Source organism: Pseudomonas mosselii (assembly GCF_019823065.1).
Taxonomy (GTDB): domain Bacteria; phylum Pseudomonadota; class Gammaproteobacteria; order Pseudomonadales; family Pseudomonadaceae; genus Aquipseudomonas; species Aquipseudomonas mosselii.
Genome location: NZ_CP081966.1, coordinates 2,936,725 through 2,948,905 on the forward strand (window position 1 = coordinate 2,936,725; position 12,181 = coordinate 2,948,905).

General features: G+C 65.7%; 9 protein-coding genes. 2 read left to right on the forward strand and 7 right to left on the reverse strand.

Features of this window, described 5'->3' with window-relative positions:
• Positions 1-5 precede the first annotated feature (5 nt).
• Genes K5H97_RS13605 through K5H97_RS13635 form a run of 7 tightly spaced genes read right to left on the reverse strand, consistent with a single transcriptional unit; the run spans position 6 to position 8,220 of the window.
• The gene (locus K5H97_RS13605) at positions 6-1,148 is read right to left on the reverse strand and encodes a hypothetical protein (protein ID WP_028688805.1); all 1,143 of its coding nucleotides are present in this window, start codon (positions 1,146-1,148) and stop codon (positions 6-8) included.
• Positions 1,127-2,572, reverse strand: coding sequence for an alkaline phosphatase family protein (locus tag K5H97_RS13610; protein WP_028688806.1), 1,446 nt, complete (start codon positions 2,570-2,572; stop codon positions 1,127-1,129). Before K5H97_RS13610 ends, K5H97_RS13605 begins: the two co-directional genes overlap by 22 nt.
• Complete coding sequence (gene eboE / locus K5H97_RS13615; RefSeq protein WP_028688807.1) at positions 2,562-3,794, reverse strand: metabolite traffic protein EboE; 1,233 nt, start codon at positions 3,792-3,794, stop codon at positions 2,562-2,564. Before eboE ends, K5H97_RS13610 begins: the two co-directional genes overlap by 11 nt.
• The gene (locus K5H97_RS13620; RefSeq protein WP_028688808.1) at positions 3,791-4,675 is read right to left on the reverse strand and encodes a TatD family hydrolase; all 885 of its coding nucleotides are present in this window, start codon (positions 4,673-4,675) and stop codon (positions 3,791-3,793) included. The genes eboE and K5H97_RS13620 overlap by 4 nt, the downstream gene beginning before the upstream one ends.
• A gap of 25 nt (positions 4,676-4,700) precedes the next feature.
• Entirely contained in the window at positions 4,701-5,474 is a 774-nt protein-coding gene (locus K5H97_RS13625; protein WP_028688809.1) for an EboA domain-containing protein, read from the reverse strand.
• Positions 5,471-6,340 carry a UbiA family prenyltransferase gene (locus tag K5H97_RS13630; RefSeq protein WP_371877797.1) on the reverse strand — a complete coding sequence of 290 codons (870 nt, stop codon included), beginning with the start codon at positions 6,338-6,340 and terminating at the stop codon, positions 5,471-5,473. Before K5H97_RS13630 ends, K5H97_RS13625 begins: the two co-directional genes overlap by 4 nt.
• A gap of 5 nt (positions 6,341-6,345) precedes the next feature.
• Positions 6,346-8,220 carry a 3-dehydroquinate synthase gene (locus K5H97_RS13635; RefSeq protein ID WP_028688811.1) on the reverse strand — a complete coding sequence of 625 codons (1,875 nt, stop codon included), beginning with the start codon at positions 8,218-8,220 and terminating at the stop codon, positions 6,346-6,348.
• 592 nt (positions 8,221-8,812) lie between these two features.
• On the opposite strand from K5H97_RS13635, the gene K5H97_RS13640 reads away from it, so the two are divergent.
• A complete protein-coding gene (locus tag K5H97_RS13640; protein WP_036985711.1) occupies positions 8,813-10,015 on the forward strand; it encodes a DUF3142 domain-containing protein in 1,203 nt (400 codons plus the stop codon).
• Positions 10,002-12,149, forward strand: coding sequence for a hypothetical protein (locus K5H97_RS13645; protein WP_028688813.1), 2,148 nt, complete (start codon positions 10,002-10,004; stop codon positions 12,147-12,149). Before K5H97_RS13640 ends, K5H97_RS13645 begins: the two co-directional genes overlap by 14 nt.
• Positions 12,150-12,181: the final 32 nt, after the last annotated feature.

Below are 12,181 nucleotides of genomic sequence, written 5' to 3' on the forward strand. Positions count from 1 at the left end.
GCTCCTTAGCGTTGCCACTGGGCGCGTTTCAGCGACCAGACAAAGTCCAGTTTGTTGTATCCGGCGAATTTGGACGCCGGTACCGGGGCAGTGGGGTAGACGATGCCGTCCTGCTGCTTCTGGGCAAAGTTGAAGTAGCCCTTGGTCTTGGAGTACGCCGCCGTGCCGTGGCAGGCGAAGCAGGACGACTGGCTCTGGAAGGCCGACTCGAGCTGGGAGTTGGCGAGCAGGGTCGGATTGGTCTCGGACTGGGTGCCGATCAGTTCGTACTGGGCAAGCTGCGGGTACTGCGCCTGGAAGGCGGTATTGGCCGTCTGCGCCGCCGGCGTCGGCCCGGTGCTGTTGCTCATCGGGGTGGGCGGAATCGCGTTGGTCACGGTGTACTTGCCGTTGTTGCGATTCTCGAAGGTGGTCCAGACCCATTGCGGGTTCAGCTTGTTGACCACGTGCAGGCCGCTGAGCGCGGCGTAGCCGACCTGGTATTGGCCGTTGTCCTGCTGGTAGTAAGCCTGGGCGATGTAGTAGCCATCGTCTTGCAGTTGCTGCTGGTAGCTCGGGTCGTTGCCGATCCACAGCCAGGCGGCCTTGAGCTCCCAGGCGGTGGAGGGAAAGTCCAGGTTGCTGGTCAAGGCGGCCTGGCCGTTCACGTTGTACACCTGTTTCTGCACGATGTAGTCGAAGGTGTCCTCGCCCATTAACAATTGGAAGCGCACCGGCTGGCCCTGTTGCGCGGTCGGTACCGCGCCGCCCATCTCGAGGATCAGGCCATCCACCTGCTGGACGGCGTTGAGGTTATGGAACGTGCGGTTGAGGTCCAGGCCCTGTGCTTGGGCCGCCAGCAACACCGGAGCCGGCACCGGCTGGCTCTGGCCCCAGGGCAGCGGCGCGGCGCCATTGCTCAGGTAGACCTGATCCGAAGGCTTGAGGGTTTCCCAGACCCGGTTGGGGCTGTTGGACTCGACCGGCTGGTTCAGGCAGACGAACCAGTTCCAGCTCATGGTTTCAGGCCCCTGGGCGAACGCCTGGCGGGCCTGGTCGACGTTGCCGCCGAACTGCATGAACTGATTGCAATCGAAGCTGTTGGTGCCCTCGGCCTGGACCAGTCCGGCCAGTGCGCTGAGGACGGTTATTGAGAGGGCTCGCCGCATGTGTGCTCCTTGGCATTGGCCAGTTCGGTGTAGGGGTGCCCCAGAAAATGCTGCAGGAGCAGTTGTTTCACCGCCGTTGCCGCAAGGCGCTGCGGCAACGGCAGGTCACAATTGGTGATGAGCAGCGGGCCTTCCCGCTCACTGGCGGGCAGCCGGCCATGGCTGCCGCGCACCAGCGTGGTGTCCAGCGGGATGAGGTCCATGTAGTAACGAAAGCCGAGCTTTTTCTGCAGCAGGCGGCGCGCCACCCTCAAGCGGGGGAAGCGTATGGCCGGGTCGATGAACAGCTCCAGCGGGTCGTAGCCGGGCTTGCGATGGATGTCCACGGTGCGGGCGAAGTCCGGTGCCTTGCGCGCGTCGAGCCAGTAGTGATAGTCGAACCAGTGACCGGCGGCGGCCACGGCCACCAGCTCGCCGCTGCGCGGGTGGTCCAGCTGCCAGGCCCGCTGCTCGGTCTTGTCCAGTACCCGCTCGATGCCGGGTTGGCGCTGCAACAGTGCCTTGACCCTGGCGATGTCCACGCACTGGCGCACATAGATGTGTGCGATCTGGTGATCGACGACGGCGAAGGCATCGCTGGCACCGGGGTCGAGCAGTTCCCAGGTCAATGACTGACGCACCTGCAACAGGCCTTCGGCGCGCAGGAGGCGATTAATGGACACCGATTGGCTGACCGCCTCGATGCCGTATTCGGACAGCAGCATCACCGCCGCACCTTGTTCCTCGGCGAAGCGCAGCAGGCGCCCGACCTCGTGGTCGATGGCCCGCACTTCGTCGGCGATCGACGGATGACCCGGCCCCAGCCGTTGCAGGCAGTAGTCCAGGTGCGGCAGGTAGACCAGTTGCAGGTCCGGGTGATCGAGTTGGAACTCGGCGATGGCGCAGTCGACGATCCAGCGGCTGGAGGCAATGCCGGCGGCCGGCCCCCAGAACGCCGGGAACGGAAACTCGCCGATCTGCGCCTCGATCCGCGCATGCAACGTTGCCGGTGACGAGTACAGCCCGAAAAGCTTGCGGCCATCGGCCGGGTAGTGCGGGCGCGGGGTGATGGCGGCGTCCACGTCCGCGTACATGTTGTACCACCAGAACAACTGGCTGCAGCGAAAGCCCGGCAGCTCGCGCTTGAGCGTCTGCCAGACCTTCTCGCCCTGGATCAGGGCGTTGGGCTGCAACCAGAAGCGCACCTCGGCCTGGTCGCGAAAATACCAGCCGTTGCCGACGATGCCGTGCTCGGCCGGTGACAGGCCGGTGAGGATCGAGGCCTGCACCGTGGAGGTGACGGCGGGAAACGTCGGTTGCAGGCTGGCCATCCTGGCCGATTGCAGCAACCGGTTGATGTGCGGCGTTGCCGCGCCGAGCAGCGCGGGCGTCAGGCCGACCACGTTGATCAGCAGCAACGGTTGACGTGGCGAGTCAGAGGGCATCGGCATGCACCTCCCGCGCCTGGGGTTGCAGGAGGCGGCGCTGGCGCAACTGCTCCTCGACCCAACGCAGCTCGTCGCGGATGCCCCGGTGCTGGGCCTGTTCGTCGCTGGGTCGCACTGGCGCGGGCAGTACGCCCCAGCTGTAGGTCTCCACCTCGAGCACCGGGCGCACATCCTCGTGCGCGGCCAGGAAATCGAAGGTCTGCGCCAGGGCCATCTGGCTGCCGCCGAGTTCGGGCAGCAGCAGGTGTTCGCTGAACAGCGGAATGTGGAAATGAACCCGCAGCTCCGGGTAGCGCCCAGGCTGCGACGCACAGGCGGCGAGCGCGGCCGGCAGGTCCGCCCAGCATTGGATGCGGCCCCGGACGTCGCGCGCCTGCACCTGGTGCAGGTAGGTGGCTTCGGCAAAGCTGCCCAGCACGTCGAGAACCTGTACGCAGCGGCTCGGGTCGTCGGTCGGCAGGCGGCAGATCATCGCGTTCGACAGCTGGATCTTGCCGATGGGCACCCCGGCCTGGCGCAGGCTTTCCAGAGACTGCCGGCAGTCCTCGAACATCACCGCCTGGTGGCAGACGTCGAAGCACAGCGCCAGGTACTCATGATGCGGGTCGCTGGCTTGCCAGTGGTGGAAGAAGGCGATGGCCTGGTCGGTGGTCTGCAGCACGCAGTCCGGCTCCATTTCCAGGCACATCACGATCCTCTTGCCGGTTTCCTGGTGCAGCCGGGCCAGTGCCGCCGTGAGCTGGCGCAGGTGTTCCTCGGCCTGGTGCTGCAGCGTCGGGTTCCAGTGGGCGGCGTAGCCCAGCGGCACGCTGGAGATCGCCCCCTGCGGGCACGCCGGCGGCAGGGCCTCGGCCAGCAGCCGCGCCAGGTCCAGGCTGTACGCCAGCCGTTGCGGCTCGGCCCAGCTGGGCAGGTACACGGCGGCTTTTACCGTGCCCTCATGGAACTGCCCATAGGGAAAGCCGTTGAGCGAGGTCAGGCATAGCCCGCTGCGCCGCAGCAGATCGAAAAACGCCCGCCGTTTCGGCGGCTCCCGCAGTTCGGTTGCGGCTGCTGCGCTGATCCACAGCCCGCTGTCCTGCTGGTCGAGCCCGCGCAGCCTGCGCACGCCCTGGAAGTGCCGGTCGATGGCAACGCGCAGCGCGGGCAGGTCGCGGGCCGGGTGCACATTAGCGCAGTAGCCGAGCTGCGCGGCGGTCCAACCAAGGCCCAAGGTCATTTGATCACCGGATCCTGGCCACGCAGGGCCGAGTTTTCCTGCCAGCGGCGGCGCTGGTCGATGGGCAGCGGCGTGGCGACCTGGGCCTTGTCCAGCTGGCCGCTCTGGGCGAAGAAGTCCACCGGGTTGTCGAACAGCACCTGTTCCACCTGGGCCTCGCTGAAACCGGCGGCCAGCATGGCCTGACCGGTCTTGGGCACCTTCAGCGGATCGCTGATGCCCCAGTCGGCGGCGCTGTTGACCACCATCTTCTCGGTGCCGTATTCCTTGAGCAGGGCCACCATGCGCTGCTCCGACATCTTGGTGTTGGGGTAGATGGAGTGGCCGCGCCAGCAGTCGCTGTCGAGCACCAGCGGCAGGGTCAGTTCGTTGAGGTGGTCGATGATCACCAGGTGCTCGGCAATCCCCACTTCGCGAATCACCGCCAGGGTGCGCTTGGTGCCGCCGATCTTGTCGCGGTGTGGGGTGTGTACCAGCACCGGCAGGTTGAACTGCCGGGCCAGCTCCAGCTGGAGCGCGAGAAAGCGGTCTTCTTCCGGTGTGATGTCGTCATAACCGATCTCGCCGACGGCAACCACGCCGTCCTTGACCAGGTAGCGCGGCAGAATCTCCAGCACTTCGTTGGCCACCGACAGGTCGTTGGCTTCCTTGGGATTCAGGCCGATGGTGCAGAAATGATGGATGCCGAACATGCTGGCGCGAAAGCGTTCCCAGCCCAGCAGGGTATCGAAGTAGTCGACGAAACTGCCGACGCTGGTACGCGCCTGGCCTTGCCAGAACGCCGGCTCGATCACCCCGGTGATACCGGCGGCGGCCATGTTCTGGTAGTCGTCGGTAGTGCGGCTGACCATGTGGATATGCGGGTCGAAATACTTGGGCATGGTGAATCCTCTTCAGGGGAAGGCTTCAGGTCTCGCGGCGGTCGGTCAGGTGTTCATGCCACGCCGACGGCAGGCGTTCTTGCTGGTGAAGGCCGAGCAGGCGCTGGCATTGCGCCGGGCTGAGCAGGTCGAAGGCGATGGCCAGGTGCAAACCGGGCGAAATCGTGCGTGCTGCCGCAAGCTGTTCGTCCAGCAGGTCGAGGGCCAGCTGGTTCAAGGAGACGCCGTGACGCTGCGCCAGGCCGACCAGCCGCCGCACGTCCAGCCCCATGCCGAGCGTTTTGAGCACCAGTTGGTGAAAGGCACGCTCCGGGTAGTGGCGGGATGGGTAGGGGGTGTCCAGGGCGAGGGCGGCGAATACCTCGCTGTTGCTGGTGCGCCCGGCCTGCAGGGCCAGCGGTACGCACAGCCCCGAGCTGTCGATCCAGTCGAGGGCCTTGAGCAGCGCGACTTTTTCCTGGTCGTCGCCCCACAGGAACAGTTGGCGCAGCAAGGGCAACTGACCGTCCTGCGGCTGTTGCCCGAGGACCTGGGCCAGCAGCAAGGCGCGCGCCAGTTGCAACTGGCTGCAGTGCTCATCGTCACGCATGGCCTGTTCGTGGATCCTGCGCTTGCACTGGCCGCTCAGCAGTGCCGCGGTGTTGGCATCCGGTGACTGCCCGAGGCGCTCTTGGGCCTCGTGCCACCACTGCAACTCGATCGGTTCGAGTTGCGCGGCCAGGGCCTGGTGCCGTGCGGCCAGGCAGTCGTGGCGCATCTTGAGCGCCGCTGTTGTCGACGTAGCGATATCACTGTTCATGTCGGTTTGATCCAGCGCTGTAGGTGTGGAAGCAGGAAGAACACCAGGACGCACAGCAGGCTGCCCAGGGGCTGGTCGGCCACTGCCAGCACCAGGGCATCGAACAGCGGCAGGGCCGCCAGCCCCGCGCCGATGAAGGCGCGCACCTGGCGGCGGCGCGGATCGGCCAGGTGCAGCCAGTAGTGCCAGCCCAGCCAGCCCAGCCACAGCAGCAGCACCGGCCAGAACCACAGGGTGTCGGCGTAGGCCGCCAGGGCCAGCGGGCTCAGCATCAACACCAGCGGCAGGCGGCTGAGCAGTTGGTTGAGGTGCTCCTGGCGCGCCAGGTAGGTCAGGCCGCTGATGTACACGCCAAGCAGCAAGGCGCACAGCCAGATGGGCTGGGTCGGCATCGCCAGGCTGGCCGCCGCGGTGAGGTAGAGGGCCGAGCGGCAGGCGCCCATCAACCAGACGCTGTGGGCGTATTTCTTGTGCAGCAGGTTGTAGCCGAGGATGCAGCCCACCAGCAGGGTGACGCTGGCCAGCAGCCAATGCGGTTGCTCGATCAACCGGCTCAAGCCCAGGGCTGCGGCGGCCGCCAGCAGCAACGCCAGCCAGGTGGCCAGGCGCACCTGCCGACGGCTGACCAGGCCCAGGGTGATGGGTCGTGGGTTGTGGTGCTGCTGGTCCCAGTCGGCATCCAGCAAGTCGTTGAGCAGCATGCCCGCCAGGTACAGCAGCGACAGCATGGCCAGCAGCAGGATCCACACCAGCGAGGAAGGTGGCGCCAGGGCTCCGGCGCTGCTGGCCAACAATGCGGCGGCCAGGGTGTTGGTCCATACCGTGGGCAGGTTGGAAACGCGGCCGACGGTCATCCAGGTCTTCATCTGGCTCATTGCGCACAGCCCTCGCCGAGGGCGAGCAGATTGCCGCGATAGCTACCGAGGCGCAGCAGCGCCTGTTCCATCAGGCCGTCGTCGATCTCGTGGAGGTCGACCGATGCGCCGATGCCGCTGAGCATGGGGATGGACAGCTGGCCGCCCAGATGCTGGCGGAACTCCTCCAGCCCCAGCAGCACTCGAGAACGTCCCTGGTCATCCTTCAGGTTCAGCTCCGCAGGGCACAGGTTGAAGCCAAGCCTGAGCAACAGGCTCAAGATCCGCTCGCTGTCGATATCGTTCAACAGCCCCAGGGCATTGGCATACAACCCGTCCAGGGCCATGCCCACCGCCACGGCCTCGCCATGACGCAGTCGATGCTGGCTGAGGTTCTCCAACCGATGCGCCGCCCAGTGGCCGTAGTCCAGTGGACGACCGTTGCCGCGCTCGAAAGGGTCGCCGGCGCCGGTGATATGCCCCAGGTGCAGCTCGGCGCAGCGGCGGATGGCATGGCGGCTGGCCGGGTGGTCGAAGCGGGCGAGGGCGTCGGCCTGGCGCTCCATCCACTCGAAGAAGGAGCGGTCCTTGATCAGCGCCACCTTGACCGCCTCGGCGAGCCCGGCGATCTGGTCGCGGTGACCCAGGGTGGTCAGCAACTGGAAGTCGTTGATCACCGCGGTGGCGGGATAGAAGGCGCCCAGCAGGTTTTTCTGGCCGAAGGCATTGATACCGTTTTTCACCCCGATGCCGGCGTCATTCTGCGCCAGCACCGTGCTAGGCAGGCGAATCAGGCGCATGCCGCGATGGAAGGTGGCGCAGGCATAGCCCACCGCGTCCAGCACCGCGCCACCGCCCAGGGCGATGACGCAGCAGTGGCGGTCCAGCCCATGGGCCAGCATGTCGGCATACAGCTGCTGCAGTACCTGGGCGTCCTTGCTCAGCTCGCCGGCCGGCACGGCGATCGGCGCCGCCTTCAGGTGCAGGTCGTCACCGTAGGCGGCGAAGTACGCGTCGATCTGGCCCGGCAGGTGCGGTGCGCAGCGCAGCAGCTGCTCATCGGCGAAGATCAGCACCGTCACCCGGCCATTGCGCTGGACGGTGAGCTGGCGATGCAGGCAGGGATTGAGCGGGTCGAACAGGTGGTCGGTGAACAGCACCGGATAGTCGTAGCTGACCGTGAAGCGCCCGCGCAGTGGCCGTGAGGGTTCACGCCTGCGCAAGGCCTTGACCAGGCTGTACCCGGCAATGAACAGGCCGGGCAGAATCATGCTGGCGAGAATCGTCACCAGCAACGCGTTCTGCTCGACGAGGAAGCTGCCGATGGCGCTGTAAGCCAAGGCCAGGCCCGCGTTGGCCAAGGTGGTGACCAGCACGAAAGCGCGCATCGGATAGCGCTGCATGCCGGCGGCCACCACCGAGGTTTCCGCCAGCACCGGCACGCCGCGCAGACAGATCAGCGACAGCGTGCCCAGGCGGTACGCCAGTTGCCCCGGCTGGCGTTGGTGCAGGCCGAGGCGGCTGGACAACATCCGCAGATACCCGGCACCCAACGCGTACCCCAGACCTGCGCCCAGGCACAGGCCAATGAAGATCGTCAGGTAACCGCCGACGCTGCCCAGGGTGGCCACGGCCAGCAGCGCGACCATGCTTGAAGGTACGGGCAGCACCACGTCCAGGGCCAGCAAGGCGATCAGCAGCAGTGCCAGGTTGAACATCTGGACGGGGGTTGAAGGGCGATACAGGTCAAGATGGGTGAGGAAACCCTGGATCTGCTGTTCGAACAACAGGAAACTGGTAATAACCAGCCCTGAGAAACACAGCAGTGACAACCAGAAATGTGCGGCCGGCCCTTTTTCAAAGAGCACACGATAGCCATGGCTGCGCTTCATCAAGCGTCCCTCTTGTTGTTTTGACTGAGTTCCGTTTCAGTAACTACATGCAGCGGTAGGCGTCGCCTGGAAGAATAGATTCTCCTGCTCTGAGGGGCGGTCGTGTTGTAGTTGTAGTGTTGGCAAAGACAATCACAAAACTAGTCGGTCGCGTCGCTTTTGCAAGGGCAAAAGGCCCGTGATCATTAGATGAAACGCTGGGGCTGCGCCACGACATTAGAAGCTTTGCGAATTATTGTTTTTGATTAAATCCTTTTGATTAATTATTTTTTATGGCTTCGATAACGGGTTTGATCTCTAATGAGAATCGCTAGTGTGCGAGAGGGTGGTTGCGTCAAGGTCTGGTAATCTCGAAACCTGATCATCGTTGGTGCCCTGTTTATAAAAGTTGCAGCCTGCATATATAAGTCTCTTTAAACAGCGAAGACCGGCAGAAACTTTTGGGCGCAAGCACCACGGCTACCGGAGGCGGGCAAGGAAACATTTGTACTCTTCCTGGTTCGACGCCCTTTCAGGGGTGTCCGCTGGATCTTGCATTGAGGTAAAATTTCCCCCTGTTCCCGGCGCTCAAACCCGTCAGACAAAGGATTGTATGCCCGCCACCGCCACGCTTCGGCGTCTGTTCCTATCCGCCGTTCTCGCAACGCTCACCGGCTGCCAGCCCGAACCTGCACCGCCCCTCGACCAGCAACTGTACATTTGGCAACGCCAGTGGCGGCCGGCCCATGAACAGGCCTTGGCCGAAAGCCGTGCCGACTTCTCCACCCTGCGTGTGCTGGCCTTGCAAGCCCAGCCCAAGGCCGGCTGGAGCAGGGCGCTGGTCGAGCTGCCCAAGCTCAGGAGCGATGGCCGCCCGGTGATCGCCGTGGTGCGTCTTGATGGCCAGTTGCCCGCGCTCGACGTACAGGCGGCCGGTACCCATATCGCCCAATTGCTGGCCGACTGGCAGGCGGCTGGCGTGAACCCGAGTGGACTTGAGATCGACCACGACAGTGGCAGTGCGCACCTGCCGGGCTACACCCAGTTCCTTCTGAAACTGCGTGAGCAACTTCCACCGGGCGTAAAACTGAGTATCACCGCGCTGCCCGCCTGGCTCGACAGCCCACACCTGCCGGCGCTGTTGCAGGCGGTGGACAGCAGCGTGCTGCAGGTGCACGCGGTGAGCGATCCGCGGCGAGGCCTGTTCGATCCGAACCAGGCGAAAACCTGGGCCGAGCGCTGGGGGCGGGTCAGCGACAGACCGTTCTACCTGGCCTTGCCCGCCTATGGCGTGGCGTTGCTGGCGGATACCGGCGGCGCGCCGTTGGTGGAAAGCGAAACCCCATTGAACCGTGCCGGCGAGCGCCGCGAGCTGCTGGCCGACCCGCAGCAACTGGCGGACTTGGGCAGGCAACTGCGCGACAAACCGCCCGCCCACCTGGCCGGGCTTATCTGGTTCCGCCTGCCGTTGCCCAGCGACCGTCGGGCCTGGAGCCTGACCACCTTAAAGGCGGTGGCGCGCGGCGACGCGCTCGCCAGTCAATGGCGGCTCGAACTGTCCGGGCAGGCCGGGCTCTACGACATCAGCCTGGTCAACGTCGGCAATCTCGACCTGCCGGTACCCGCGCGGGTGGAACTGAACGTTGAGTCTTGCGATGCCGCGGACGGGCTCAACGGCTACCGCCTGCAGCAATCCCCGCAACACCTCGTCTTCAACCGCCAGTCCAGCGTGCGTGTGGCCGCTGGCGGCCGGCGCGTCCTTGGTTGGGCGCGCTGCCATGGAATCGAACAAGGAGCCTGGAATGTCTACCCCTGACTGGACCCGCCGTTTGCTGTGCCTGTCCCTGAGCGTACCGGTCGGCACGGCGCTGGCCTGTGGCCCGGACTTCCCGATGCGCCTGCTGGACGACCGGGCGCAAACCCTGGCCGAGCTGCCAGAAGGCAATTTCGGCTTCGAGGTCAATCGCCTCGGCGAACAGTTGGCAGGCCTCAAGCCCACCACCGAGATGACCTTGACCCCTTACTGGGACGGTGACGACAACGACCGACCGTACCGTGAGCAGCGCAGCCGTATCGAGGCCAGCGAGTTGCCGGAGTCGCTGCGCGAGAAGGTCGCGCAACTGCGTGCACTGGCCGATCCGCAGCAAGTGCTGAAGCAGGGCGCCGAACTGCCGGATGAACTGCGCCTGTACATTGCCGGCGCAGTGGCCTTCGATGCCGACGATCACGCCCTGGCGGCGGACTATTTCGCCAAGGTGCTGGCCCTGCCTGGCGAACAACGCAAGCTGCGCAGCACCTGGGCGGCCTACTCGCTGGGGCGGGCCTTGATGGCCCGCAGCTTCGAGGCCAGCGGCGATCCGCAACAGACGCCACAGGCCCTGCAAGCCCAGGCCCGCGAGGCCTTCCACCGGGCGCGCGCGCTCAGCGCCGAAGGCTTCAGCGACCCATTGGAGCTTGGGGTGGCCAGCCTTGGCGAGGAGGCCCGCCTGGCCAAGCTCGCCGGCGACTGGAACAGCGCCATCCAGTTGTATGCCAGCCAGAGCCGCCTGGGCTCGGGCAGCGGCTACAGCTCGCTCAGACAGCTTGCCGACGAACTGGTGAGCCTGCCGGATGAGCAACTGAAGGCGCTGCTGGCGCAGCCAATGCCGCGCAAGCTGCTCACCGCCTACCTGCTCACCCATGTCGGCTGGGACTACGACGGCCAGCCGCCGACCCAGGTCCGACGCCTGCCCGCGCTGCTGCAGGCCAGTGTTGGCGGCAAGCTCGAAGACGCCGACCGCCTGGCCGCGTTGACCTACCAGCAAGGTAACTATGCCGCGACCAGAAGCTATCTGCAGCAGGCAGGGGACACCGGCCTTGCCTGGTGGCTGCGCGCCAAGCTGGCCTTGCGCGACGGTGACAAGAGCCAGGCGGCGGCTGCCTATGCCAAGGCTGCGGCCGCGTTCCCACGTGAAGAATCATGGGGCTCGCGACAGACACCCGATTGGGACTATGAGAGCGTTAAACCCGGCTGCCGGGTCGAAGGCGAGGGCGCGATCCTGGCGCTGGAGCGCGGCGATTACCTGCAGGCCTTCGACCTGCTGTACCGCAGTCAGGAAATCTACTGGCAGGACACGGCCAACGTGGCTGACCGCGTGCTGACCCTGGATGAGCTCAAAGGCTATGTCGATGCTCATGTGCCAGCGCCGCCAGCGCCCAAGGTGGAAGAGGGCGGCTATGTGCCGCGCCCGGTGGCGACCCAGTTGCGCGAGCTGCTGGGGCGACGCTTGCTGCGCGAAGGACGCTACGACGAAGCGCCCGGCTACTTCGCCACGCCGCAATTGCAGGCCGACGCCAGGGCCTACGGCCAGCACCGCCAGGATGCCGTCTCGCGCTGGACGCCCACTGGCCGCGCCGAGGCGCTGTACGCTGCGGCAACCCTGGCGCGCAGCGCGGGCATGGAGATCCTCGGTTATGAAATGGCGCCCGACTACGCCTGGTTGGGCGGCAGCTACAGCCTGGGCAGCGCCGAAGTGCAGCCAGGGCCGTTCCTGGCTGCTGGCGAGGTGCAGCGCCAACGGGCGACCGAGGCCAAGCCCGATCAGCGATACCACTACCGCTATGTCGCCGCCGACCTGGCCAACCAGGCCGCTGACCAACTGCCACGCAGCAGTCAGGCCTTCGCCGCAGTGCTGTGCATCGCGGCCGGCTGGGTGCCCGGCAGCGAACAGGAAAGCGCGCTCTACAGGCGCTACGTCCAGCAGGGGCCGTTCGTGCAGTGGGCGGAGGATTTCGGCAAGCAATGCGAGGAGCCCCGGTTCGACCAGGCCAACAAGCGCTACCTGACCGAGAAGCTCGATAGCGTGCGCACGGCGTTGCGGCCGTACAAGGCGCAGGTACTGCCGGTGGGGTTGGTGGTGCTGGCGGGGGTTGCCTGGGCGTGGATGCGGCGGCGCAAGGCAAAGGCTTGAAATGAGATCGAGCGCCGCGAGGGCGGCGCTCG